This window comes from Amycolatopsis orientalis, assembly GCF_000943515.2.
Lineage (GTDB): Bacteria > Actinomycetota > Actinomycetes > Mycobacteriales > Pseudonocardiaceae > Amycolatopsis > Amycolatopsis orientalis.
The window spans coordinates 7066214-7090928 of the sequence record NZ_CP016174.1; the positions used below are offsets into that span (position 1 = coordinate 7066214).

General features: G+C 68.8%; 29 protein-coding genes and 1 pseudogene. 3 read left to right on the forward strand and 27 right to left on the reverse strand.

All coding sequences use genetic code 11. The annotated features are described in order from the left end of the window. Nucleotide 1 precedes the first annotated feature (1 nt). The 6 genes from SD37_RS30645 to SD37_RS30670 all read right to left on the reverse strand — a co-directional run bounded on the left by SD37_RS30645 (nucleotide 2) and on the right by SD37_RS30670 (nucleotide 6046). A complete protein-coding gene (locus SD37_RS30645; RefSeq protein ID WP_044855570.1) occupies nucleotides 2-730 on the reverse strand; it encodes an ABC transporter permease in 729 nt (242 codons plus the stop codon). Then, on the reverse strand, nucleotides 727-1650 hold the full coding sequence (locus SD37_RS30650; RefSeq protein ID WP_044855571.1) for an ABC transporter ATP-binding protein: 924 nt from the start codon (nucleotides 1648-1650) through the stop codon (nucleotides 727-729). The genes SD37_RS30645 and SD37_RS30650 overlap by 4 nt, the downstream gene beginning before the upstream one ends. A 443-nt stretch (nucleotides 1651-2093) precedes the next feature. Continuing rightward, nucleotides 2094-3482, reverse strand: a complete 1389-nt coding sequence (locus SD37_RS30655; protein ID WP_044855572.1) for a glycine--tRNA ligase — start codon at nucleotides 3480-3482, stop codon at nucleotides 2094-2096. 93 nt (nucleotides 3483-3575) lie between these two features. After that, nucleotides 3576-4238, reverse strand: a complete 663-nt coding sequence (locus SD37_RS30660) for a class F sortase (RefSeq protein ID WP_044855573.1) — start codon at nucleotides 4236-4238, stop codon at nucleotides 3576-3578. A 97-nt stretch (nucleotides 4239-4335) separates the two neighbouring features. Beyond that, a complete protein-coding gene (locus tag SD37_RS30665) occupies nucleotides 4336-4965 on the reverse strand; it encodes a class F sortase (RefSeq protein WP_044855574.1) in 630 nt (209 codons plus the stop codon). A 7-nt stretch (nucleotides 4966-4972) separates the two neighbouring features. After that, nucleotides 4973-6046 carry a hypothetical protein gene (locus SD37_RS30670; RefSeq protein ID WP_044855575.1) on the reverse strand — a complete coding sequence of 358 codons (1074 nt, stop codon included), beginning with the start codon at nucleotides 6044-6046 and terminating at the stop codon, nucleotides 4973-4975. Nucleotides 6047-6310: 264 nt separating this feature from the next. Between SD37_RS30670 and SD37_RS30675 the strand changes: the two genes are divergently transcribed. Both SD37_RS30675 and SD37_RS30680 read left to right on the forward strand, forming a co-directional pair. Next, on the forward strand, nucleotides 6311-6694 hold the full coding sequence (locus SD37_RS30675; RefSeq protein WP_044855576.1) for an ArsR/SmtB family transcription factor: 384 nt from the start codon (nucleotides 6311-6313) through the stop codon (nucleotides 6692-6694). A gap of 2 nt (nucleotides 6695-6696) precedes the next feature. Further along, nucleotides 6697-7110, forward strand: coding sequence for a Fur family transcriptional regulator (locus SD37_RS30680; protein ID WP_037310463.1), 414 nt, complete (start codon nucleotides 6697-6699; stop codon nucleotides 7108-7110). A gap of 64 nt (nucleotides 7111-7174) precedes the next feature. On the opposite strand, the gene SD37_RS30685 is transcribed toward SD37_RS30680, so the two are convergent. From SD37_RS30685 to hrcA, 21 genes are all read right to left on the reverse strand, one after another. Next, nucleotides 7175-7900 carry a TIGR03943 family putative permease subunit gene (locus tag SD37_RS30685; protein WP_044855577.1) on the reverse strand — a complete coding sequence of 242 codons (726 nt, stop codon included), beginning with the start codon at nucleotides 7898-7900 and terminating at the stop codon, nucleotides 7175-7177. After that, nucleotides 7897-8913: a permease gene (locus tag SD37_RS30690; RefSeq protein WP_044855578.1), complete on the reverse strand. Its 1017-nt coding sequence runs from the start codon at nucleotides 8911-8913 to the stop codon at nucleotides 7897-7899. Before SD37_RS30690 ends, SD37_RS30685 begins: the two co-directional genes overlap by 4 nt. Before the next feature lie 37 nt (nucleotides 8914-8950). Beyond that, on the reverse strand, nucleotides 8951-9373 hold the full coding sequence (locus SD37_RS30695; protein ID WP_044855579.1) for a hypothetical protein: 423 nt from the start codon (nucleotides 9371-9373) through the stop codon (nucleotides 8951-8953). Nucleotides 9374-9407: 34 nt separating this feature from the next. Continuing rightward, a complete protein-coding gene (locus SD37_RS30700) occupies nucleotides 9408-10229 on the reverse strand; it encodes an isoprenyl transferase (RefSeq protein WP_037310475.1) in 822 nt (273 codons plus the stop codon). Between the two features lie 39 nt (nucleotides 10230-10268). After that, the gene (gene recO, locus SD37_RS30705; protein WP_037310478.1) at nucleotides 10269-11030 is read right to left on the reverse strand and encodes a DNA repair protein RecO; all 762 of its coding nucleotides are present in this window, start codon (nucleotides 11028-11030) and stop codon (nucleotides 10269-10271) included. Nucleotides 11031-11079: 49 nt separating this feature from the next. Further along, entirely contained in the window at nucleotides 11080-11517 is a 438-nt protein-coding gene (locus SD37_RS30710; RefSeq protein ID WP_044855580.1) for a CD225/dispanin family protein, read from the reverse strand. A 28-nt stretch (nucleotides 11518-11545) separates the two neighbouring features. Continuing rightward, nucleotides 11546-12019 carry a CD225/dispanin family protein gene (locus tag SD37_RS30715; protein ID WP_145926769.1) on the reverse strand — a complete coding sequence of 158 codons (474 nt, stop codon included), beginning with the start codon at nucleotides 12017-12019 and terminating at the stop codon, nucleotides 11546-11548. Between the two features lie 55 nt (nucleotides 12020-12074). After that, nucleotides 12075-13256, reverse strand: a complete 1182-nt coding sequence (locus tag SD37_RS30720) for an RDD family protein (protein WP_044855582.1) — start codon at nucleotides 13254-13256, stop codon at nucleotides 12075-12077. Nucleotides 13257-13405: 149 nt separating this feature from the next. Next, the gene (locus SD37_RS30725) at nucleotides 13406-13858 is read right to left on the reverse strand and encodes a DUF2752 domain-containing protein (RefSeq protein WP_044855583.1); all 453 of its coding nucleotides are present in this window, start codon (nucleotides 13856-13858) and stop codon (nucleotides 13406-13408) included. Next, nucleotides 13855-14205 carry a CD225/dispanin family protein gene (locus SD37_RS30730; RefSeq protein ID WP_037310492.1) on the reverse strand — a complete coding sequence of 117 codons (351 nt, stop codon included), beginning with the start codon at nucleotides 14203-14205 and terminating at the stop codon, nucleotides 13855-13857. The genes SD37_RS30725 and SD37_RS30730 overlap by 4 nt, the downstream gene beginning before the upstream one ends. A gap of 25 nt (nucleotides 14206-14230) precedes the next feature. Continuing rightward, nucleotides 14231-14566, reverse strand: coding sequence for a CD225/dispanin family protein (locus SD37_RS30735; RefSeq protein ID WP_044855584.1), 336 nt, complete (start codon nucleotides 14564-14566; stop codon nucleotides 14231-14233). A 155-nt stretch (nucleotides 14567-14721) separates the two neighbouring features. Continuing rightward, nucleotides 14722-15621, reverse strand: a complete 900-nt coding sequence (era, locus tag SD37_RS30740; RefSeq protein ID WP_005158763.1) for a GTPase Era — start codon at nucleotides 15619-15621, stop codon at nucleotides 14722-14724. After that, a complete protein-coding gene (locus SD37_RS30745; RefSeq protein WP_044855585.1) occupies nucleotides 15621-15947 on the reverse strand; it encodes a cytidine deaminase in 327 nt (108 codons plus the stop codon). Before SD37_RS30745 ends, era begins: the two co-directional genes overlap by 1 nt. Then, nucleotides 15940-17292, reverse strand: a complete 1353-nt coding sequence (locus SD37_RS30750) for a hemolysin family protein (RefSeq protein WP_044855586.1) — start codon at nucleotides 17290-17292, stop codon at nucleotides 15940-15942. Before SD37_RS30750 ends, SD37_RS30745 begins: the two co-directional genes overlap by 8 nt. Nucleotides 17293-17305: 13 nt before the next feature. Next, nucleotides 17306-17860: an rRNA maturation RNase YbeY gene (ybeY, locus tag SD37_RS30755; RefSeq protein WP_037310506.1), complete on the reverse strand. Its 555-nt coding sequence runs from the start codon at nucleotides 17858-17860 to the stop codon at nucleotides 17306-17308. Next, the gene (locus SD37_RS30760) at nucleotides 17857-18942 is read right to left on the reverse strand and encodes a PhoH family protein (RefSeq protein ID WP_037310509.1); all 1086 of its coding nucleotides are present in this window, start codon (nucleotides 18940-18942) and stop codon (nucleotides 17857-17859) included. Before SD37_RS30760 ends, ybeY begins: the two co-directional genes overlap by 4 nt. Nucleotides 18943-19056: 114 nt before the next feature. Next, the gene (locus SD37_RS30765) at nucleotides 19057-19407 is read right to left on the reverse strand and encodes a histidine triad nucleotide-binding protein (protein ID WP_037310511.1); all 351 of its coding nucleotides are present in this window, start codon (nucleotides 19405-19407) and stop codon (nucleotides 19057-19059) included. Then, on the reverse strand, nucleotides 19404-20003 hold the full coding sequence (locus SD37_RS30770) for a TetR/AcrR family transcriptional regulator (protein ID WP_236725154.1): 600 nt from the start codon (nucleotides 20001-20003) through the stop codon (nucleotides 19404-19406). Before SD37_RS30770 ends, SD37_RS30765 begins: the two co-directional genes overlap by 4 nt. A gap of 389 nt (nucleotides 20004-20392) precedes the next feature. Continuing rightward, nucleotides 20393-21145 (reverse strand): 16S rRNA (uracil(1498)-N(3))-methyltransferase, encoded by a 753-nt coding sequence (locus SD37_RS30775; protein WP_044855588.1) that lies wholly within the window; start codon nucleotides 21143-21145, stop codon nucleotides 20393-20395. 3 nt (nucleotides 21146-21148) lie between these two features. Further along, nucleotides 21149-22312, reverse strand: a complete 1164-nt coding sequence (dnaJ, locus tag SD37_RS30780; protein ID WP_044855589.1) for a molecular chaperone DnaJ — start codon at nucleotides 22310-22312, stop codon at nucleotides 21149-21151. 42 nt (nucleotides 22313-22354) lie between these two features. Continuing rightward, complete coding sequence (gene hrcA, locus SD37_RS30785; protein ID WP_037310812.1) at nucleotides 22355-23380, reverse strand: heat-inducible transcriptional repressor HrcA; 1026 nt, start codon at nucleotides 23378-23380, stop codon at nucleotides 22355-22357. A gap of 140 nt (nucleotides 23381-23520) precedes the next feature. Between hrcA and SD37_RS30790 the strand changes: the two are divergent. Next, nucleotides 23521-24710: pseudogene (locus tag SD37_RS30790) on the forward strand (IS30 family transposase). Nucleotides 24711-24715 lie beyond the last annotated feature (5 nt).

A 24715-nucleotide genomic window follows, 5' to 3' on the forward strand; every position in this document is an offset into this window, starting at 1 on the left:
CTCAGACCCGCGCACTGTCCTTACGGTAACGCCTGACCACCAGCGCACCGAGGACCGCGGTCCACGCCGCGAGGACACCGAGCGCCGCCGGGAAGCTCACCACGAGATGGTCCGTGACGACCGGGCGGACCAGCTGGATCAGCCAGTACGTCGGGGTCACCTTGGCGAGGTCGGCCAACCACGACGGCATCCCGTCGATCGGGATCCACAGTCCGCCGAGGAAGCCCATCCCCAGTGTGACGACCATGGACACCGGCTGCATCGAATCCGGCGTGCCGAACTGCCCCAGCAGCAGGCCGAGCAGCACCAGCGGGATCGCGCCGATCCAGATGCCGAGCACCAGCCGCAGCCAGCCGGAGGCGTCGAGGTGGATGCCCTGGAAGAGGACGCCGACCAGCGGGACGAGGAACAGGGACGGGAGCGCGACGAGCATCGCCGAGAGCCCCTTGCCACTGAGGTAGCCCGGGCCGGTCAGCGGGGTCAGCCTCAGCTGGCGTTGCCAGCCCGTGGACCGTTCGACGGCCAGCTTCGCGCCGCTCGTCATCGCGGCGGAGAAGGTGCCGAAGGCCATCATGTTGACCATGATCACCCCGGCGATGTGCACGTCGGCGGCACCGAAAACGTTGACCTGCAACAAGAACATCAACACCGGGAAGGCGATCGCGAAGACCACGAACCTGGTCGAGCGGAAGGTGCGGACGATCTCGGTCTTGAGATAGGTCGGGTTCATCGGACGGCTTCCTCGGTGTTTTCGGTGGTCAGGGAAAGGAAGGCGCCTTCGAGGCCGACGGCGCTGATCTCGATGTCGTGCGCTTCGGGAACCTGGGTCAGCAGCGCCCGCAGCGTGATGTCGGAATCGGAGCTGGAGATGGCGACGCGATCGCCGCGGAATTCCACGCCGGTGACCGCGGGCAGCCCCGCGATCACCGGCTCCGCCACTGTGGGCACCACCGCGCGGACCGTGCGTCCCCCTGCCAGCGCACGGACCTGCGCGACCGAACCGTCCGCGACGATCCGCCCCGACCGCATCAGCACGACACGGTCGGCGAACTCTTCGGCCTCTTCGAGATAGTGGGTGGCGAACAGGACCGTGCGCCCGGACTCCGTGTACTCGTACATGGACTTCCAGAACTCGCGACGCGTGCCGACGTCCATCGCGGCGGTCGGCTCGTCGAGGATCAGCAGGTCGGGGTCGCTCACCAGCGCGACCGCGAACCGCACGCGCTGCTTCTGCCCGCCGGAAAGCCTGGTGGAGCGCCGGTTCGCGAGATCTTCGACCCCGGCCCGGCGCAGCGCCTCGCGGACGGGCATCGGGTCGCGGTGCAGGGCCGCGACCATGCCGACGGTCTCGGCGACGGTGAGATCCTCGACGAGCGCGCCGCCCTGCAGCATCGCGCCGATCATCCCGTCGCCGACCGCGTCGCCCGGCTCGCGGCCGAAGACGGTCACCGTGCCGGTGTCGGGCACGGTGAGGCCGAGGATCATGTCGACCGTGGTGGATTTGCCGGCGCCGTTGGGGCCGAGGAGGGCGACCACCTCGCCCGGCGCGATCGTGAGGTCGAGGCCGTCGACGGCGTGGATGTCGCCGTAATGCTTACGCAGGCCGGAAAGCCTGACCGCCGCTCCGGCGGTGATGTCTTGTTCTCGCATACCCCGAGCTTGTCGCGCCCGGGGCTCGCGGCCTTGGGCCGCGCGTCACGACCTGGGGGTGACAGGTGTCAGGGGTCAGGTCTCGGGCCGCTCCCCGCCACCCATGTCATGAGGGGTCCCCATGGGACGTTTTTCGTCCTATGGGGACCCCTCATGACACTTGAGTGGGCATGGCCAAGGTCGCGACCGGCGCAGCTGAAGGGCCCTTTCCCCTCATCTCACGCGGCGAAGGGCGCTTTCACCACATGCGATGCGGGGAAAGGGCCCTTCAGCCCCGAGCCACCACCAGGATGAAAAGGCTCACTGCAGGACGTCGCCAGTGGTCGACTACTTGCGAGGCCAGGCCTGGTCGCGCCGGTGTGCCGTCCGGCGAACGCAATGAAAGGTCCTTTCCTTGCGAAATTTGCAAGGAAAGGACCTTTCATGGCGTTCGCCGAGGGCCGTCAGCAGCCGATCAGACGCGACGCGAGGTAAGCCTCGAGCTTGTCGATCGCGACCCGCTCCTGCGCCATGGTGTCGCGCTCCCGCACGGTCACCGCGAGGTCGTCGAGCGTGTCGAAGTCGACGGTGACGCAGAACGGCGTCCCGATCTCCTCCTGGCGCCGGTAGCGCTTGCCGATCGAACCGGCATCGTCGAAGTCGACGTTCCAGTGCTTCCGCAGCGTCGCCGCGACGTCGCGCGCCTTCGGCGTGAGATCGGCGTTGCGGGACAACGGGAGCACGGCGACCTTGAACGGCGCGAGCCGGTAGTCCAGCTTCAGCACGGCGCGCTTGTCGACACCGCCCTTGGCGTTGGGGACCTCGTCCTCGTGGTAGGCGTCGACCAGGAACGCCATCATCGACCGGCCGACACCGGCCGCGGGCTCGATGACGAACGGGCGGAACCGCTGCTTCGAGGCCTGGTCGAAGAACGACAGGTCGACACCCGAGTGGTTCGAGTGCGTCGTCAGGTCGAAGTCGGTGCGGTTCGCGATGCCTTCGAGCTCGCCCCACTCCTGGCCCGCGTTGAACGCGAACCGGTACTCGATGTCGACGGTGCGCTTCGAGTAGTGGGAGAGCTTTTCCTTCGGGTGCTCGTAAAGCCGCAGGTTCTCCGGCTTGATGCCGAGGTCCTTGTACCACTCGGTCCGCGCGTCGATCCAGTACTGGTGCCAGGTCTCGTCCTCACCCGGCTCGACGAAGAACTCCATCTCCATCTGCTCGAACTCGCGCGTGCGGAAGATGAAGTTGCCCGGCGTGATCTCGTTCCGGAACGACTTGCCGATCTGGCCGATGCCGAACGGCGGCTTCTTCCGCGCGGTCGTCTGCACGTTGAGGAAGTTGATGAAGATGCCCTGCGCGGTCTCCGGGCGGAGGTAGTGGACCCCCTCCTCGGACTCGACCGGGCCGAGGTAGGTCTTCAGCATCATGTTGAAGTCACGCGGCGCGGTGTACTCGCCGCGGTTGCCGCAGTTCGGGCACGGGACCTCGGACAGGTCGTCCTCGGTCACCTCCTTGCCCGTACGCGCGGAGAAGTCCTCGGCCAGCTGGTCGGCGCGGAAACGCTTGTGGCAGGAGAGACATTCGATCAGCGGGTCGGTGAAGACGTCGAGGTGACCCGACGCGACCCAGACCTGACGCGGCAGGATCACCGACGAGTCGAGGCCGACGACGTCGTCGCGGCTCTGCACGACGGTCTTCCACCACTGGCGCTTGATGTTGTCCTTGAGTTCGACCCCGAGCGGACCGTAGTCCCACGCCGACTTGGTACCGCCGTAGATCTCTCCACACGGGAAAACGAAGCCTCGACGCTTACACAGGCTGACGACGGTCTCGATGGTGTTCGCGGGCACTCCACGCTCCGAAGCATGCGGGGACGGTTATCGGACTAGAACGACAAGACTAACCGGCAGCTCCCGCGTGCCCTCCGGCGAGGTTGGAACGGCTCAGGGGCGGCTGACCAACGAGGCGGTGACGATGCGGTTGTCCTCGTAACCGTCGGTGCCGCCGACGTACTCGCCACCGCAGGTGACCAGCACCAGCCGATGCGGGCCGTCCGGGCCGAACAGCTTCTCCGACTGTTCGGCCAGCTTCGACTTGTGCACGGTGACGATCTCGCTGATCTTGTAGACCCATTTGCCGCCGTCGGTGTCGGTCAGGCTGACCTCCTGGCCGGTCTTGAGCCGCCACAGCTCGTCGAACGGGCCTTTCCTACCCTTCCAGTTCACATGCCCGGAAAGCAGGGAAGCGCCCTGGTCGGCGCCCAGTTTCGAGCCCCACCAGGTGGCTTCGTCGAGACCCTCGGGGATGGGGAGGGTCCCGTCGGCGGTCAGCTCCTTGCGGATCAGTTTCGCCGTGCCGCCACCGGGAAGTCGGACCGTGCCGGGAGCCTGCCCCGTGTCGGCCGGGACCTCGGGCACGCCCACCGCCGACGTCTCCGCCTGGCCCGGGGCGGCCGCGACGACCGGGTCACCCTTTCCGGTGAAAACGAGGACCGCGACCAGGGCCGCCACCACGAAGAGTCCGGCGCAGACGAGGATCCATACCCGGCCGGAGCGCTTCTTCGGCCGCTCCTCGCTTGCCGCACCGTCGTCGAACTGTCCCACCATCGGGTCTTTCTCCTTGCTCGCTTCAAGCCGCCGGAGCGGCCGGTGTCGCTAGACACGCGCTGCGAGCCGATGGGGGTTGCACCGACTTCCCGCGTTCTCAGGCGGGTGGGCCGGTGACGGGGGTGGCGATGATGACCCGGTTGTCCCGGTAGCCGTCAGTCCCGCCGAGGTAGTCGCCGCCGCAGGTGACCAGGACCAGCCGGTGCGGGCCGCTCTGGGCGAACAGCTTCGCCGCCTGCGTGGGCAGGTCGTTCTTGTGCACCGTGACGACCTCGCGCACGCGGTAGACCCAGATCCCGCCCGCCGCGTCGCTGACGGCGACCTCCTGGCCCTCCCGCATCCGCCACAGCTCGTCGAACGGCCCTTTGACGCCGCCCCAGTTGACGTGCCCGGAGATCAGCGCCGTCCCGGCTTCGGCACCGAGCCGCGCACCCCACCAGGCCGCGTCCTGGAGACCTCGCGGGACGGGGAGGACACCGTCGGCGTTGACCTCGGAGCGGACGAGCTTCGCCGTCCCGCCTTCGGGCAGGCGAACGGTGCCGGGCCGCTGCCCGCGCGTCGAACTGTCGGCGGGCAAGGCCAGCGGGGCCCCGTCCTCTCCCGGGACGACCGCGGGTTCGGCGAACGAGACCGGCTGTTCCGGCGGGACCCAGGTCAGCACGATCACGCCCGCTGAGATGGCGAGCGCGGACACGACGGCGGAGAGTCCCGCCGGCCAGTTCCGCACGGGACCGCTACTTCTCCCGTACCGGAACGGGTTTGCGCCGACGGTAGAGCAGCATCGCCGCGGCGCCGATCACGATGCCACCGCCCAGCAGCCCGAGCCCGACCACGGTCCGCGTGGTGTCGGCGGTCTGCGGCGGGATCCCGCCCGCGGGCACCGTCCCCGGCACCGCCGGCTGCTCGGGCGCCGCACCCGGCCCGGTGCCACCGGCGGGTTTCGCCACGAAGTTCTTCGGGATCGAGCAGCTCACGCCGCCGAGCACGATCGTCGCGCGGGCCTCACGCAGATCCTTGCCCGCCGCGTCGCGCACGTGGGTGACGATCTCCAGTTTCCAGCCCGCGGCCGCGGTGACGTCGCCGTTGCGCCAGCCGTCCTGCCGGATCAACTGGTCGAAGGCGGTCACGCGGGACACGGTCAGGTCGGAGCTGGTCTTCTCCTTGCTGAGGTTCTCGGCCTGGACCGTCGACACCGGCCCGAGCTTGAGGCCCTTGACGTCCACGCCCGAAGCGCCGGACGGCTTCAGCGCGCCGCTCTCGTCGCGCACCCAGATCCTGGCCACACTCGTCGACGACACCGGCTTGCCCGGCGACGTGCAGTCGACGGCGCTCTTCGCGCCTTCGAGCACCAGCACGGTGTTGTCGGCGGGCTTCGCGCCGCCACGGCCGTTGTCGATCAGGGCGTAGTTGCTCTCCGCGACCGCTGTCGGGACGGTGGTCTGCTGCAGCGCGGCGAGCACGTTGTGGTCGCGGCTGGCGATACCGGCGGGGTACGGGTTCGCGGACGCGCCGTACCGGCCGAGGTTGACGTCCCAGTTGCCGCCGAAGGTCTTGCGCTCGCCTTCGTCGCGGGGGACGACCGTGCGGTCCGGGGAGAGTTTCGACTGGCCGGGCGTCAGCGGCGAACGCTGGGTCTCGGTGATCAGCGAGCCCGAGTTCCCGATCCGGACCGACGCCACGTTCGCGAACGACACGGGCCCCGTCTTCTCGTCGACGGCCTGCGTCGTCTGAGCCGAGGCGAGCCCCGGAACCGACGCCAAAGCGAAGGCCGCCGTCGCGGCGGACAGCTTCGTCACGAAACGAGTCATATCTCCCCACTGCCTCTCCGGGCCCTCCGAGCGCGGTCGTCAGCGTACGAGAAGCGACGAAACGCTCCGCGACAACCTTGCACCGTCCGCGACCACATGCGAAGTGGAATGGTCATTTCTTTGCGAAGTCACCCGAATGGAGCAGTAACGCCGCCGCCAACCGGTCGCCCGGTCGGCGAACAGACCGCCGGGGGTGGGAACACTAAGATGGACTGGACTGTTACTGGCAATGACTTCGGAAATCATGATGGACATGGAGGCGGCATGGCTACGGTGACCCCGGACTCGGCCGCCCCGGGCTTCACGGAAGACCCCGGACCGCATTCCGCCGCCCGGCCCCCCGCCGAACCCGCGGTGTCGGCTTCGCCCGCCGCCCTCGCGGACGCCGGAGACCTGCTGCGCGCGCTCGCCGCGCCCGTGCGGATCGCCATCGTCCTGCAGTTGCGCAGCGCCGACCGATGCGTGCACGAGCTGGTGGACACCCTCGACGTCGCACAGCCGCTGATCAGCCAGCACCTGCGGGTGCTCAAGACCGCGGGCGTCGTCCAGGGCGAGCGACGCGGCCGTGAGGTGGTGTACCGGCTGGTGGACGATCACCTTGCGCATATCGTGGTGGACGCCGTAGCCCACGTTCAGGAGGGGAAGTGAGCATGAGTCCCACGACGGCCAACGGTTCCGCGCCGGTGCCGGGACGCCGGTCGACGAAACAGCGCGCCGCCGTAGTCGAGCTGCTCAAGGAGATCGACGACTTCCGTTCCGCCCAGGAACTGCACGACGAGCTGCGCAAACGCGGTGACGGGATCGGGCTCACCACGGTGTACCGGACGCTGCAGTCGCTGTCGGAAGCCGGTGAGATCGACACCCTGCGCACCGACACCGGCGAGGCCATCTACCGCCGCTGCTCGTCGCATCACCACCATCACCTGGTGTGCCGGCTCTGCGGCAGCACCGTCGAGGTGGAGGGCCCGGCCGTCGAACGCTGGGCCGAGAAGATCGCTTCGGAGCACGGCTTCTCCGACATCAGCCACACCGTGGAGATCGTCGGCACCTGCTCGAACCACTGACGAGCGCCATGAAAGGACCTTTCCTTGCCAAATTTGCAAGGAAAGGTCCTTTCATAGCATCCGGTCAGTACTCGTAGGGGTCCTTGGGCGCCGGCACCTGCCGCACCGAGGTGAGCGTGAAGTCCGGCATGTAGCTGTTCTCCCGCACAGCGGTACCCGGCACGACCGTCCCGGTCACCTCCAGCCAGGTGTCATTGCCGAAGCCCGAAACGCCCTCCCCCACCAGCCGCACGGTGATCGGGTACGCGTCGGCCGCGCAGCAGCCGATGACCAGCCTGGCCAGCATCGTGTTGCCTTCGTTGTGCACGACGAAGCCGGAGAGCCGCACCGTGCGCCCGTTCAGGGTCCCGCTCTTGTCCCAGCCCGCGCGGCTGACGAACTCGTTGACCTCCAGCGGCACCACGTCCCCGACAGGCAGCGGCGGGAACGCGGCCGCGTTGCCGGCCGAAGCGCTCTGCGGGGCCCTGGCCTCGGTCCGGGTCACCGAGTCGGCGCCCAGCGCGGGCGGCGCGACCAGGAAGACGGCCAGCACCGGCACCATCAGCAGCCAGGCCGAACGGGTGTTGTGGTCGTGCGCGTGGACGTCACCGGAGACGACGGCGGCGGCGCGTGCGGCCAGCAGGTCGCGGACGATCGCGACCGCGCCCAGCACCACCATCACCGCGCCACCGGCGATGATCCACGGCTGCTGCGCGGGTTTGACGTAGCGCAGGTAGTCGCCGTTGACGCTGATCTTGAGCAGCGCCCCGCCGAGCAGGATCAGCAGGATGTTCTGGGTCTCGCGTTTCACGCGCCACCTCCGAGGATCAGCACGCCCGAGACGACGGCGCAGGACAGCGCGACGACGAAGGTCACCGGCGCGAACCGCAGCGCGAACGATTTGCCGAACGTCCCGGTCTGCAGGGCGAACAGCTTGACGTCGATCGCCGGCCCGACCACCAGGAACACGAGTTTCGGCAGCAGCGGCATCGCGGTCAGCGAAGCGGCGACGAACGCGTCGGCCTCACTGCACAGCGCCAGCACGACGGCGAGCACCGCCATCACCAGCACCCCGAGCACGATCTGCTCCCCCAGCACCCCGAACCACTTGGCGGGCACGAGCACGTTCATCGCGGCGGCGATCATCGCGCCGAGCACGAGGAATCCCCCCGCCTCGACCAGATCGGCCCGCGCGGTCTCGGCGAAGGTCTTCCAGCGGGAACCGTGCTGGACCTCCGGGAGACGCCGCAGCGCCCGCTCCGCGATCCAGTCGAGTTTGCCCCACTTCGCCCACAGCCAGCCCATCACCATCGCCGTGGCGAGCGAACCGGCGAACCGGGCGAACACCATCTCCGGGTTCCCGGGGAACGCCACCGCCGTGGCGACCAGCACCACCGGGTTCACCGCGGGCGCGGCCAGCAGGAACGTCAGCGCGGCCGCGGGCGCGACGCCCTGGCCGATCAGCCGTCGCGCCACCGGCACCGACGCGCATTCGCAGCCCGGCAGGGCGACCCCGGCCAGGCCCGCGACGCCGACCGCCGCCCCCGCGCGCCGCGGCAGCACCTTCTCCAGCACCCGCGCGGGCACGAACGCCGCGATCGCGCCGCTGATCAGCACCCCGAGCACCAGGAACGGCAGCGCCTGCACGCAGACCGCGACGAACACCGTCGAACCGGTCCGCAGCGCGGGCACGTCGAACACCTGCTGAAGCCAGCTCTGCCCGAGGATCGCGATCAGCAGGATCGCGCAGAGCACCTCGATCGAGGTGATCTTGAACCGCCGGACGGGTTTCTTCTCCGGGGCGCTGCTGGAAATGGTTTCCACGTGCGAGATGATGCCAGGTGACCCTGTGTCCTGGAGGTCAGTCCCCGGGAGCCGTGCCCAGAAGATCACTTCGCAGCTGCGACGCTGTCGACACGACCAGCATGAGCAGCGTCCCGAGCGGCGAGGGCTCCATACCCTCGGCCGGGAACGCGTACCTCAGCGTGATGTCGATGCCCTTTTCCGAGCGCACGACCCCGAGCGTCCCGAACAGGCCTTGCCCGGCGCGCTCCGCCGCCGAGGCCGCGATCGCCGGATCGTCCGGCAGATCCCAGGCGACCACGCAGGTCAGGCTCAGCACTGTCAGCCCTTCGGCCAGCCGGGTCGCCTGGATGACGCAGGGGACGTCCGCGTGCGAGAAGGTCAGTGCGCCGTCGTCGTCGACGTGGACTTCGAGATAGCGCTCGAGGGCTTCCCGCGCCGACGTCAGCAAAGCCGCCGTGTCCGCCGCCTCGGTAGTCATGCCGCCTCCGCGGGAAAAAGTACGTCGGCGGGGGTCATGAGGTTCCTTCCGAAGCCTTGTCGATGGCACCGCCGAAGCGGCGGTCCCGTTTCGCGAACTCGAGGCAGGCACGCCACAGGTGGGTGCGGTCGAAGTCCGGGAAGAGCGTGTCCTGGTAGACCATCTCGGCGTAGGCCGACTGCCAGAGCAGGAAGTTCGACGTCCGCTGCTCCCCCGACGGCCGCAGGAACAGATCCACGTCCGGCATGTCGGGCTGGTACAGGTACTTCCCGATGGTCTTCTCGGTGACCTTGTCCGGGTTCAGTTTCCCGTCGGCCACGTCCTGGGCCATCCGGCGCATGGCGTCGGCCAGTTCCGCGCGGCCGCCGTAGTTGACGCACATGGTCATGTTCAGCGCCGTGTTGTGCTTGGTCTTCTCCTCGGCGACCTGCAGTTCCTTGATCACGCTCGCCCACAGCTTGGGACGGCGCCCCGCCCAGCGGATGCGGACGCCGATCGAGCCGAGGTAGTCGACCTGACGGCGGATGGTGTCGCGGTTGAAGCCCATCAGGAAACGGACCTCTTCCGGGCTCCGCTTCCAGTTCTCGGTGGAGAACGCGTACACCGACAGCCATTTGACGCCCAGCTCCACGGCACCGCTGGCGACGTCGATCATCACCGCTTCCCCGCGCTTGTGGCCTTCGATCCGCGGCAGGCCGCGCTGGTTGGCCCAGCGGCCGTTGCCGTCCATCACCAGCGCCACATGCTTCGGGAGGAGTTCCTTCGGGATCTCCGGCGGCCGGGCACCGGACGGATGCGGCTCCGGCGCGCGAAGTTCGAATTGTGACGCCTTGTTCTCGCGTCCCCTGCGCAGCACCTTCGAGCCTCCTGATCGAGTGAACCTGTGCCTGCGACCCTACTGCGCTCCGGTGACGCCCTCCCGCGCACGCCTCTCCACCAGCGGCAGTGACCGCAGCTGACGCTCCAGATGCCACTGCAGATGCGCCGCGACCAGGCCGGACGCGTCCCGCCGAGGCACCGGCGACGCCGCTTCGGCCACCGGCCACTCGCCGTGCAGGAGCGCCGCGAGCAGGGTCAGCACCTCCTGGGAGGGGTGGACACAGCCGGGAACCCGGCAATCCGGGCACATCGAGCCGCCCGCCGACACGCTGAACGCCTTGTGCGGGCCCGGCAGGCCGCAGCGGGCGCATTCGGTGATCGCGGGCGCCCATCCCGCGTAGGCCATGGCCCGCAGGAAGAAGGCGTCGAGGATGAGGGAGCTGTCGCGTTCGCCGCCCGCGAGCGCGCGAAGGGCCCCGACGACGAGCATGTAGAGCTTGAGTACCGGTTCGCCTTCTTCGGCGGACAGCCTGTCGGCCGTCTCGGCGATGGCGCTCGCCGCGGTGTAGCGCTGATAGTCGGCCACCAGCGGCAGCGCGAAGGCGTCGACCGTCTCGACCTGGGTGATCACGTCGAGGGAACGGCCGGTGTAGAACTGGACGTCGACATGCCCGAACGGCTCCAGGCGCGCCCCGAAGCGCGACGACGTCCGGCGCACGCCTTTCGCGACCGCACGGACCTTGCCGTGCCGCCGCGTGAGCAGGGTGATGATCCGGTCGGCCTCACCGAGCTTGTGCGTCCGCAACACCACCCCGGTGTCGCGATAGAGGTTCACCACCCCGACATCGTCCCACCCGGGACCGACATCGGGGTGGTGCGCCCCGGAATCAGCAGTAGCTGCCGTAGCAGCTGTAGGTCGCCGTCGAAGCCGCGACGATCGAGATGATGATCATCACGATGGCGAAGGCACAGCCCAGGCCACCGATGATCGACGCGATCATGCACATGGTCCGCGTCGACCTCGACGCGTCCGCGGCGGCGGCGTAGTTGCCCTGCATCTTGTAGGTGTTGACCTCGTTGGACTTCATGATCGCGAAGATCGCGATGATCCAGCAGAGGAAGATGCAGCCGATCGCCCAGCCCTTGTAGTCCTTGATGGCGTTGATGTCGCCGCCACCACCGGGCATGCCGCCCGGCGAACCGTAGGGAGACGGGGCGCCGTACGGGGCCGGCTGGCCGTAGGGAGCGGGCATGCCGCCGGACGGGGGTCCATAGCCAGGCTGCTGCTGCCCGTAGGGCTGCTGCTGGCCGTAAGGGTTGGTCATCTAAAAGGTCCTCGTTGTTCTTTCGGGGTTAGAACGCCGTCGCGGCGGCCAGAATGATCCAGAGAATGGAGAACAGGCAGCCGACGCCGCCGATGATCGAGGCGATCATGCACATGGTCTTCGTCGACCTCGACGCGTCCATGGCGGCGGCGTAGTTGCCCTGCATCTTATAAGTGTTGACCTCGTTGGACTTCATGATCGCGAAGATCGCGATGATCCAGCAGAGGAAGATGCAGCCGATCGCCCAGCCCTTGTAGTCGGGGATCGAGTTGATGTCCCCGCCACCGGGCATGCCACCCGGAGCGCCATACGGCGCGGGCTGGCCGTACGGGGAAGGCTGTCCGTACGGCGCCGGCTGGCCGTACGGCATGGGGGTCGCGCCCGAAGGCTGACCGTACGGTGCGGGCGTGGCGCCGGACGGAGGTCCGTAACCGGGCTGAGGCTGCTGGCCATAGGGCTGCTGCTGGCCGTAGCCGGGCTGCTGGCCGTACGGGTTCGTCATCGGGTTCCCCACTTGTGTCGTGCTTCCCGGCGGGTGGATCCCGCCGGTCGTTCCGTTACTGCTGCGGTGTTCCGGGCCCGTTCGGCCCCTCCGCGCCGGGCAGCTGCTGCCTCAGCTGCTCCGGCGTGATCTTCTGCGTCGGCTCGGCTTCGTCGAACGCGGACGGCGCCTGCTCAGGCTGGTTCTGCTGCCCCGGACGGAGGACCTGGGTCGGCTCGGCCTCGCCGAAGCCCGGTTCGGTCGGGGACTCAGAGGACGGTATCGCGGTTCCCTGCGGCGGCTGCCCGAACGGCTGGGACGGCTGCTGGGCCTGTTGCCCGAACGGCTGCGGCTGCTGGGCGGGCTGCCCGAACGGCGACGGCTGCTGCGGCTGGCCGAAGGCACCCGAGGGGGCCTGCTGGGGTTGACCGAACGGCGACGGCTGGGCGGGGAACGGCGACGACTGCGGCGCGGGGAAACCGGCCTGGCCGCCGAACTGCTGCGCGCCGGGAACCTCGGCGTCGACGGGAAGCACGATCGTGCCGACGATCTTGTCCGAGAAGGTCTGCCGCTTCAGGTCCCACAGCGGCCACCAGTAACCGAGACCGAAGAGGAAGTTGTCGAGGAAGTGGCAGAACTCGCGCGCGATCGTCATCCCGATGCCGAGCGGCTCGCCGGTGGCTTCCTTGAGCAGCTTGATCTTCATGAACCGTTTGCCGAGCGACTGCCCGGTGGTGCCCATCAGGATCCAGCGGTTCCAGATGGTGAAGCCGAAGAACGCGATCCCGGCGATGCCCATCCCCGCGCTCCCGACGGATTCGCTCACCAGGAAGAGCAGGCCGCCGATGAGGTAGACCAAAAGGACCGGGCTGAAGTCGATCAGCATCGCGCCGAGCCGCTTGCCCCAGTGTGCGTACGCGTGCGAGGGCAGGCCGTACGGCGAAGCCTGACCGAACGGCGCCTGCCCGTACGGCGGCTGCTGCCCGAACGGGGGCTGGCCCTGCTGTCCGGGCTGCTGACCGAAGGGGGACTGCTGCTGCGGCTGCCCGAACGGCGACTGCTGCGCCGGCGGCTGCTGGCCGAAGGGCGAGGACTGTGGTTGCTGGCCGAAGGGGGAAGGCTGGTCGCCCTGGGGAGGTTGCTGAGGCTGCTGGCCGAACGGCGAGGGCTGGTCGCCCTGCTGGCCCTCCCCCGGGGGAGGGCCGAACCCGGACGGCGGCTGGTGTCCCGGCGGCTGCTGGCCGTAGGGAGTGGTCATCGAAATCCCCTCGCTGGTTCCTCGCCCCCTGGCGCACGGGGCCCTCGTGCGGCGACCCGGCCTGAATGTACGGCATGGGTACACACCGAGCAGACCGGTGCGCGGGAGCGTACTCGGTGCCACCGACGATCCGGGCCTCGGCCCGGCGCTCAGACGTACAGCGAGGTGAACGGGGCGAAGGGCAGGTTACGGATCACGAACCAGACGACGAACACGACGCCGAACGCGAGCGGCGTCCAGCGCCAGTGCAGCCAGCTGTTCACCGCCCGGCCACGGAGCCTGCCGACGGCCCAGGCGACGGTGCTCCAGACGAGCAGCAGAAGGACCACAAAGGACACCGCGTTGTAGTGCAGCGCGGCGGGGATGTCGCCGTGCAGCGCGCTGTAGACCATGCGCATGCCGCCGCAGCCGGGGCAGGCGATGCCGAGCAACGCCTTGGTGGGGCAGACCGGAAGCGGCCCGCCCGGGGTGGTGGGATCGCCCAGCCACAGTACGACGCAGCCGAGTCCGGCTCCGGCCGCGATGGCCAGCGGTGGTCCCAGCGCGCGGGCCTTCGCCTTGAACCCGCGCGCCGGGAATCCCGTGTAGACGGACGTCGTCACGGCGTGAAGCTTCCCGCCGACGCGCCGATGATGACCATCACCACGATGAAGATGATGTACAGCAGGAAAAGAACGCCGGTGGCGATCGCTCCCCACATGGACCACTTCTTCGCGTCGTCGGCGGCCTTCTGGGCTTCGGCCTGGAAGCCCTGCGCCCACAACGTCTGGACCTGGCTCGACTTCACGATCGCGACGATACCCAGCGGCAAGCAGCACAGCACCGTGCAGAGAATGGCCCACACGAGGTTGTTGTCCGGCGGCGGCCCGTAGTTGGGCATGCCGCCGTAGTACGGCTGCTGCGGCGGAGGCCCGCCCGGAGGCGGGTAGTTCGGGTATTGGTCGGTCATGAGGTCTCCCCCTCGGTCGCCCGGATCAGCGGTAGTTGTTCACGTCGGTCGCGAACACGCCGAGAACGACGAAGAAGATGACGTACAGGATCGCGACCACGACACCGGCGATCGCCGCGATGATCGACCACTTCTTGGCGGCGTCGGCCGCTTCCTGCGCGGCTGCGGGCTGACCCTGCGCCCAGAGCGTGTTCACCTGGGTCGACTTCACGATCGCGACGATGCCGAACGGGAGGCAGCACAGGATGGTGGTGAGGATGGCCCACACCAGGTTGTTGTTGGGCGGCGGGCCGGGGTTGTTGAAGCCGCCACCGCCCTGAGGGTCGCCGGAGTAGTTGGGCAGGCCCTGGTTGTCGGTCATTTACCGCTTTCCCTTCACGAATGAGATGTGGAACTGACCCGGGGGGCGCCGCCCGATCAGCGATCACCGGAGTCGAGGAGTGAGACTCTAAGGTCACCCGCCCGGTTCCACACCATCAACCGGTCTCCGCGACCGAATCGAGACATACAGTTCAGTCAGAAGCCCAGGCGTCGCAACTGACGGGGATCGCGCTGCCACTCTTTGGCGACCTTGATGTGCAGGTCGAGGTAGACCTTCGAACCGAGAAGCCCCTCGATCTGCTGGCGGGCGCGGGCGCCGACGTCCTTCAGGCGCTCCCCCTTGTGCCCGAGGATGATGCCCTTCTGGCTCGGTCGTTCCACGTAAAGGAAGGCGTGGACGTCGATCATGTCGTCCCTGCCCTCGTGCGGCAGCATTTCCTCGACGGTGACGGCGATCGAGTGCGGGAGTTCGTCCCGGACACCCTCCAGCGCGGCCTCGCGGATCAGCTCGGCGACCAGGGTCTGCTCGGGCTCGTCGGTGAGTTCGCCGCCCGGGTACAGCTGCGGCCCTTCGGGAAGGTGCCGCACCAGCAGGTCCGCGAGCGCGCCGACCTGGAAACCGTCCACAGCGGACACCGGGATCAGTTCGGCGAACTCCATGACCTCCTGCAGCGCCAGCAGTTGCTCGGCGACCTGCTCGGGTTTCACGAGGTCCGTCTTGGTGACGACGCCGATCACCGGAGTCCGCTTGGCGATCTTCTTGAGTTCGGCGGCGATGAACCGGTCACCGGGACCGACCTTCTCGTTGGCGGGTACGCACAGCCCGACAACGTCCACTTCGGACCATGTCGAATGGACGATGTCGTTGAGCCGCTCGCCCAGCAGCGTCCTCGGCCGGTGCAGTCCCGGGGTGTCGATGATGACCAGCTGGGCGTCGTCGCGGTGGACGATGCCGCGGATGGCGTGCCGGGTGGTCTGCGGTTTGCTGGAGGTGATCGCGACCTTGCTGCCGACGAGCGCGTTGGTCAGCGTCGACTTGCCCGCGTTCGGCCGCCCGACGAAACAGGCGAAGCCCGAGCGATGCGGTTCGGCCATCAGTTCAGCACCTTGCCGCTCGGATCGACCAGGTAGATCGGGGCCTGTTCGGCGAGGTCCCGCACCGCTTGCACGGACGATTCCTTGAGCAGCCCCTCGGAGCTGACCACGACGGCCGCCTCGATTCCTTCGGCTCCACTCGAAACCGCGGCCGCGACGGCGGCCTGCAGCGCGGTGAGCTTGAAGGACGGCTGATCGACCGTGCTCGCCGAGTAGGTGCGGCCGTCGGTGTCGCGGAGCGCGGCGCCTTCGGCGGCCTGGGTGCGGGCTCGCGCGGACCTGGCCAGGGTCACCAGCTTCTCGTCCTCGGCGTCCAGCTCAGGCATGTTCGACACTCCTGTCACTTTCATCGGGCTGCGGGACGCGGGTACGGCGCCTGCCCTGGGCAGCGTCGGTCACCGCGTCCGCGTCGGCGGGGTGGACGACCACCGTGGTGATCCGCATCCGCCCGCGCCGGTCCTTACCACCTTCGGCGAACAGCCGAAGTCCGGCGACCTCGGCTTCGGCCCCCGGCAGCGGGACCCTACCCAGTCGCTCGGCGAGCAGCCCGCCCACGGTCTCCACGTCGTGGTCTTCGAGGTCGATCCCGAACAGTTCGCCCAGGTCGTCGATCGAGAGCCGGGACGAGACGCGGACCGCGCCGCTTTCGAGTTCTTCGACCTCGGGGCGTTCGTCGGTGTCGGATTCGTCGGTGATCTCGCCGACGATCTCCTCGAGGATGTCCTCGATGGTGAGCAGGCCCGCGGTGCCGCCGTACTCGTCCACCGCGATCGCCATGTGGTTGTGGGAGACCTGCATCTCCTTGAGCAATTCGTCGAGCCGCTTCGAGTCCGGCACGAAACTCGCCGGGTTCATCAGCTCCTCGACCAGGCGCTGCGGGCCGCCCTCGGCCATGTAGGCGGGCATGAGGTCCTTGATGTTGACGACGCCGGCGACGTCGTCGACGGATTCGCCGATCACCGGCAGCCGGGTGAACCCGGTGCGCAGGGCCAGCGCGAGCGCCTGGCGCACGGTCTTCTCGTGCTCGATCCAGACGATCTCGGTACGCGGGACCATGACCTCGCGCGCGACGGTGTCGCCGAGTTCGAACACCGAGTGGATCATCTCGCGCTCGGATTCCTCGACGACGCCACGTTCCTGGGCGAGGTCGACCAGCTCACGCAGTTCGACCTCGGAGGTGAACGGGCCTTCGCGGAAACCGCGGCCCGGGGTGATGGCGTTACCGAGGACGATCAGCAGCCTGCTGAGCGGGCCGAGGATCGAACCGAGGACGCGGACGGGACCCGCGACGACGAGACCGATCCGGTACGGGTGCTGGCGGCCGAGGGTGCGCGGGCCGACCCCGATGAGCACGTAGCTCACCACGACCATCACGCTCGCGGCGACGACGATGGCGAGCCACAGCGGCTCGATCCAGCCGAGGATGTCGACGGTGACCAGCACGGTGGCGGTCAGCTCGCAGGTCATCCGCAGCAGCAGGATCAGGTTGATGTGGCGGCGGCGTTCGGTGATGACCAGCGCGAGCTGGCGCGCCCCCGGCCTGCCCATCCGGACGAGGCCGTCGGCGCGGGCCTTGGAGACGGTGCTGACCGCGGCGTCGGCGGCCGCGAACACCCCGGCGAGCAGGATCAGCGCGATGGCGATGACCAGCAGGGCCGTGGGACTACCCATGTCAGCGAACCGCCTAGGCGGGAGGTTCGTCGGCGGGCACGGCGTCGAGTCCGGCGGTGCCGAGGAGCCTGTCGTCCGCGGTGCGCTGCGCGTCGCGCCGGTTCACCGCGGCCACGGCCGCCTGGAACTCGCCGAGGATCCGCTTCTGCAACCCGAACATCTCGCGTTCCTCGGCGGGTTCGGCGTGGTCGTAGCCGAGCAGGTGCAGGACACCGTGCGTGGTGAGCAGGTGCAGCTCGTCCATCAGCGCGTGCCCGGCCGTCTTGGCCTGGTCCTTCGCGAACGCCGGGCAGAGCACGATGTCGCCGAGCAGCGCGGGTGACGCGTCGGGCGCGTCCGGGCGGCGCGACGAGTCGAGCTCGTCCATCGGGAAGGCCATCACGTCGGTGGGACCGGGCAGGTCCATCCACCGTTCGTGCAGGTCCTCCATCACCTCGAGGGTGACGAGCAGGATGGACAGCTCGGCGAGCGGGCTGACCTCCATCTTGTCGAGCGCGAACCGGGCGGCCGACACGATCGAACTCTCGTCGACGTTGACGCCCGATTCATTGGCGATCTCGATGCTCATGAACGCCGCTGCCCTTTCCAGCCGTTGCTCTTGTCCTGGCTGTCCTGCAGGGCCTGCCACTTCTCGTACGCGTCGACGATGTCGCCGACGAGCTTGTGCCGCACCACGTCCTGGCTGGTGAGCTGGGCGAAGTGGAGGTCGTCGACGCCGTCGAGGATGTCCTTGACCACGCGCAGGCCGCTCTTCTGGCCGTTGGGGAGGTCGACCTGGGTGACGTCGCCGGTGACGACGATCTTCGCGCCGAACCCGAGCCGGGTGAGGAACATCTTCATCTGTTCCGGCGTGGTGTTCTGCGCCTCGTCGAGGATGATGAAGGCGTCGTTGAGGGTGCGGCCGCGCATGTACGCGAGCGGCGCGATCTCGATGGTGCCCGCCTGCATCAGCCGGGGGATCGACTCGGGCTCGACCATGTCGTGCAGCGCGTCGTAGAGCGGGCGCAGGTACGGGTCGATCTTCTCGTTGAGCGTGCCCGGCAGGTAGCCGAGGCGCTCACCGGCTTCGACCGCGGGTCGGGTCAGCACGATCCGCGTGACCTGCTTCGCCTGCAGTGCCTGCACGGCCTTGGCCATGGCGAGGTACGTCTTGCCGGTACCGGCGGGGCCGATGCCGAAGACGATCGTGTGCTTGTCGATGGCGTCGACGTAACGCTTCTGATTGAGCGTCTTGGGCCGGATCGTCTTGCCGCGCCGGGAGATGATGTTCATGCTCAGCACTTCGGCCGGTGACTCGTGGTCACCGGTGGAGAGCATGCCGACGGTGCGGCGGACGGTGGCCGGGTCGACCTGCTGGCCGCGGCCGGCGAGCGTCACGAGTTCGGCGAAGACACGTTCGGCGAAGGCGACGTCGGCGGGCGCGCCGGTCAGGGTGACCTCGTTGCCCCGGACGTGGACGTCGGCGGCGAGGAGTTCCTCGGCGACGCGGAGGTTTTCGTCCCTTGAGCCGAGCAGGCTGAGCGCGGCGGCGTCGGGGATGGGGAATCGGGACTGGGCCGCTTCGGTGACGGTGGCCTCGTCGGCCTTGGTCGCGGTGACGTCCGCGGGAACGTCGGGTCGGGCGGCTTCACCCGGTACGGTTCCGGCCACGTGGCCTCGGGCCTACTTCCTGCGCTTACGCTGCGATTTTCAACGACAGTGACAAGGTCGATGCTACTGGTTGCGGGTGGCGGCACGCAGTCCGGTTTCTCCTGGCCGCGCGCTTCAGCGCCCGAAATGCCCCAGCTGCTCGCCGCCGAGCACGTGCGCGTGCACGTGGAAGACGGTCTGCCCGGCGTCACGGTCGGTGTTGAACACCACCCGGTAGCCGGTTTCGGCGATGCCCTCCAGCTCGGCGACCTTCTTGGCGGCCGCCGCCACGTCCGCGAGCAACTGCGGGTCGGCGGAGGCGAGGTCGGCCAGGTTCCGGTAGCGCTTCTTCGGCACCACGAGCACATGCACCCGGGCCTGCGGCGCTATGTCCCGGAACGCATACGTCGTCTCGTCCTCGTACACCTTCTCGGACGGGATCTCGCCCGCGATGATCCGCTCGAACAACGTCTCCGCGTCACTCATTCCTTCACCCTAACGTCGCGGTTGGTCTCGGTGGTGATGTGCTCGAACAAACCGGCCTGGACGCGGGTGCGGACCCCTTCGGCCCACGGCTCGTCCAGCTCGCCGACGTCGAGGGCGGCCACGTTGTTGAGAAGCATGCCGAAGGCCAGGAACGATTTCACCGTCACCGGATCGAGTTGCGCGGCGCCCGCGACGGTGTCCCACATCCGGGCGAACCGCGTCCGCACGAACTCGCGGACCTCACTGTCCCCGCACGCCGCGAATCCCTGCAGCTGCAGCAAAAGCGTCGTCCGGTCCGACAGCAGCCCGTAGTACTCCGCACCCATCCGCGAAAGCGCGTCGAGTCCCTCGCACCCCTCAGCGGCCCGCGCCATCCCCTCACTGAACCGGTCGAACGCCGCCCCCACGACCGCCAGGAACAACGCCTTCTTGGTCCCGAACATCCGGAACACATACGCCTGCGTGATCCCCGCTTCACGCGCGATGGCCTCCACGGACGCCCCATGCAGCCCGTGCCCCGCGAACTCCCCCGCCGCGACGCCCAGCACCTGAGCCCGCCGCTCCGCCCCACTCATCCGCGCTGCCCGCTTCGCCACCCCCCGAACTTACCGCTCACTAACCACCAACCACACGCACCCACGCCCGGCGACGTCACGGGGTGCAGGCCGTCCATGAAGGAATTGGGACGTTGAGTGTCCCAATTCCTTCATGGACGCGGGGTCACACCTCCGGGCGCGGCAATGAACGACGTGAACTCGCGAAGCCCCAAATGAAGATGCCGCGGCGCGGTGGACCCTGGGGGTCGGTCCACCGCCGCCGCGGCTCCGCCGGACCGAGGGGGGAGGTGCCCGGCGGGGATTCACGCGCGCGACCGGGCTTCATCCCCAGTGGCGCGCCGAAACCGTGTGTTGCGCGTCAGTTAACGAGAGTAACGGCTGTTTGCGTGATCGCGCCATAACTCGCCGCAAAATTGTGGGGTGTTTTTTCACTTCCAGCGGTCGGTGAGGACGCCGAGCGCGCCGAGGGCGACGGCCGCGGCGGTGGAGGTGCGTAAAACGGTGGGGCCCAACCGGATGGCGGTCGCGCCGGCGTCGGTGAGGGTGGTGAGTTCTTCGTCGGTGATGCCGCCTTCGGGGCCGACGATGAGGAGGATGTCGCCTCGGGGCGGGAGTTCGATCTCGGTGAGCCGGGTGGTGATGCCGGATTCGAGGACCAGTGCGCGGGAAACGGTCTGGACGAGTTCGGCGAGTTCGCGGGTGTTCGCGGGTTCGGCGACTTCGGGGACGTGGGCGCGGCGGGCCTGTTTGGCGGCGGCGCGGGCGGTGGTGCGCCAGCGGGTGAGGGCTTTGTCGCCGCGGGCGCCTTCTTCCCAGCGGGCGACGCTGCGGGCGGCGCGCCAGGGGACGATCGCGTCGGCGCCGGCTTCGGTGGCGAGTTCGACGGCGAGTTCGCCGCGGTCGCCTTTGGCCAGTGCCTGGGCGACGATGACGCGCAGCGCGGGTGGTTCCTCGATCCAGTGTTCTTCGATGGCGAGGGTGAGTGCCGCGTCTCGGCCCGCTTGGACGGCTTCGACGACGCAGCGCGCCATGCCGCCTTCGCCGTCGGAGAGCACGAGGTGTTCGCCGACGCGGAGCCGCCGGACGGTGGCGGCGTGCCGGGCTTCCTCGCCGTCGAGGGTGGTGCGCCCCGATGCGGGCAGTGCGGCGGTGAGGAAGACCGGCGGCGTCGTCTCGGGCACGGGTTACCGGTGGTTCTTGGTGCGCAGCTTGGAGAACAGCCCGCCGGGTTTGGAGCCGTTCGAGGAGAGCGAAGGGACGTCTTCGCCGCGCTGCTGGGCCAGTTCGACGAGGAGGTCGCGCTGGGCGTCGTCGAGTTTGGTCGGCACCACGACGTCGATGTGGACGTGCAGGTCGCCGCGGCCGTCGACGCGGCCGGAGGACCGCAGTCGCGGCATGCCCTTGGCGGTGAGCACGAGTTCGGTGGCGGGCTGGGTGCCCGGTTCGATGTCGAGTTCGTAGTCGCCGTCGATGAGGGTCTCGATGGGCACCGTGGCGCCGAGGGCGGCGGTGGTCATCGGGATGCGGAAGTTGCAGTGCAGGTCGTTGCCCTGCCGGACGAACACCTCGTGCGGTGCCTCGTCGATCTCGACGTACAGGTCGCCGGCGGGGCCGCCGCCGGGACCGACCTCACCCTGGCCGGACAGCCGGATGCGCATGCCGTCGCCGACGCCCGGCGGGATCTTGGCGGTGACGTTGCGGCGCGCGCGGACGCGGCCGTCGCCGCCGCACTGGCGGCAGGGGTCGGGGATGACCTCGCCGAAGCCGCGGCAGACCGGGCAGGGGCGGGCGGTGACGACCTGGCCGAGGAACGACCGCTGCACGGACTGGACCTCGCCGGCGCCGCCGCAGGTGTCGCAGGTCTTGGTGCCGGTCCCTTCGGCGGCGCCGGCACCGCGGCACAGGTCGCAGACGATGGCGGTGTCGACGGTGATCTCGCGGTCGACGCCGGTGGCGCATTCCTCCAGGGTCAGGCCGAGCCGGATGAGCGCGTCGGAGCCAGGCTGCACGCGGCTGCGCGGGCCGCGGCCCCGGCCGCCGCCACCGCCGGCGGCGCCGAAGAAGGCGTCCATGATGTCGCCGAGACCGCCGAAGCCGGAGAACGGGTCGCCGCCGGCCCCGCGGGCGCCGCTGTCCATCGGGTCGCCGCCGAGGTCGACGACCTTGCGCTTCTGCGGATCCGACAGCACCTCGTAGGCGGTGGTCACCTCGCCGAAGCGATGCTGGGCGTCCTCCGACGGGTTGACGTCGGGGTGCAGTTCACGGGCCAGTTTGCGATACGCGCGCTTGATCTCCTGATCCGTCGCGTTCTTCGCAACCCCGAGAATGCCGTAATAGTCCCTCGCCACCGTCTTCGCCTTCTCCTTCTGACTTCGACCTCAACGCCGCGTTCAGCGGCCGGAGAGGATCTGCCCCACGTAGTTCGCCACCGCGCGCACCGCGGCGATGGTGTTCGGGTAGTCCATCCTGGTCGGCCCGACGACGCCCATCCCGCCCAGCAGCATGTCGTCCATGCCGTAGCCGATGGACACCACCGAGGTGCTGCGCATCTGCTCGTCCTCATTTTCCTCACCGATGCGCACGGTGACCGCACCGGGGTTGCGGGCGGCCGCGAGGAGCTTGAGCACGATGACCTGCTCCTCGAGCGCCTCCAGTACCTGCCGGAGCGATCCCGGGAAGTCCGAGACGTTGCGGGTGAGGTTCGCCGTACCGCCCAGCACCAGCCGTTCTTCGGGATGCTCGACCAGTGATTCCACCAGCACGGTACAGACGCGGGTGAGGCTGTCGCGCAGGTCGCCCGGCGACTTCTCGGGCAGTTCGGCGACGGAGGCGGCGGCCTCGGACAGCCTGCGGCCCGCGAGCGCGCCGTTCAGCACTGTGCGCAGCCTGCCGACGTTCTCCTCGGTGATGACGTCGCCGAGGTCGACGGTGCGCTGGTCGACGCGGCCGGAGTCGGTGATCAGCACCAGCATCAGCCGGGCCGGGGTGAGCGGCACCACTTCGAGGTGGCGCACCGCGGAGTTGGTCATCATCGGGTACTGGATGACCGCGACCTGCCTGGTCAGCTGCGCGAGCAGCCGGACCGACCGGCGCAGTACGTCGTCGACGTCGGTCCCGCTGTCGAGGAAGGCCGTGATGGCGCGGCGTTCGGCCGCGCTCAGGGGTTTGACCTCGGCGATCCGGTCGACGAACAGCCGGTAGCCCTTGTCGGTGGGGATGCGGCCCGCGCTGGTGTGGGGCTGTGTGATGTAGCCCTCTTCCTCCAGCGCGGCCATGTCGTTGCGCACCGTGGCGCTCGACACCCCGAGATTGTGCCGGTCGACGATCGCCTTGGAACCGACAGGCTCCTGGTTGGACACGTAGTCGGCGACGATCGCGCGCAGCACTTCGAAGCGGCGCTCTTCCGCGTTGGCCACCTGCACCTCCCTCGGCTCGTCCTCACAACGAGTTTACGGAAGGAGGAGTGCCCAGGGGTAAAGGCCTCGTGAGTGGTAATGACGGTTAGAACCGCTTGGGTTCTAGTGGTCGTCGCAACATCTGATGTGGAGGTGTTGTGATGGCTGGGTTTCGTCGTCGTTGGTTGCTGCGGGATGTGCGGGCGGGGTTCTGGGATGGGGTCCGGGCCGGGTTGTCGGTGGAGCGGGCAGCGGTGGCCGTGGGCGTGTCGCGGGCCAGTGGGAGACGGTTGTTCGACGAGGCTGGCGGCGTGCTCAGTAATGCGCCGAAGTCTGGATCGGGCCGCTATCTCTCGCTGGCCGAGCGGGAGGAGATCATGATCCTGTGGGCCCAGCGGGTGCCGAAAGCGGAGATCGCGCGCCGGCTGGGCCGGGATCGCTCCACGATCGGGCGGGAACTGGACCGCAACAGCACCGGGCAGGGCTATCGGGCCAGTTCGGCTCAGCGCGCGGCCGAGGAGCGGGCGACACGACCGAAACCGGCGAAGCTGGCCGCCGACCCGGTGCTACGGGACAGGGTCCAGGCGGATCTGCGGGCACGATGGTCGCCGGAACAGATCACTGCCAGGCTGGTCCGGGACTTTCCCGACCAGCCGAGGATGCACGTGAGTCACGAGACGATCTACCAGGCCATCTACGTCCAAGGACGAGGCGCGCTGCGGCGTGAGCTGGCGCAGTGTCTGCGGACCGGGCGAGCGATCCGCCGACCGCGGCGGATGCCTGACGGGCGCCGGACCCGCCAGGGCAAGATCGCCGGGATGGTCCCGATCTCCGAACGCCCCGCCGAAGCCGCGGACCGGGCGATCCCGGGCATTGGGAAGGCGATTTGATCATGGGCAAGGACAATCGTTCGGCGATCGGGACCCTGGTCGAACGCTCGACCAGGTTCTGCCTGCTGCTGCACCTGCCCGGCGGGAAAGACGCCGCTACCGTCGCCGAGGAGATGATCAAGACAATCCAGCGGCTGCCCGCCGAGCTACGCCGGTCACTGGCCTGGGACCAAGGCACCGAAATGGCCCAGCACGCCCAGATCACCCTCGCCACCGACCTCGACATCTACTTCTGCGACCCACACGCACCCTGGCAACGCGGCTCCAACGAGAACACCAACGGACTGCTCCGCCAGTACTTCCCCAAAGGCACCGACCTCGCCACACATACCCCCGAAGACCTCGCGAGGGTGGCCGCCGAACTCAACGGCCGCCCCCGCAAAACCCTCGACTGGGACACCCCAGCCGAACGACTCAACAAGCTACTGTCCTCATACGAGCACGTTGCGACGATCGCGTGAATCCA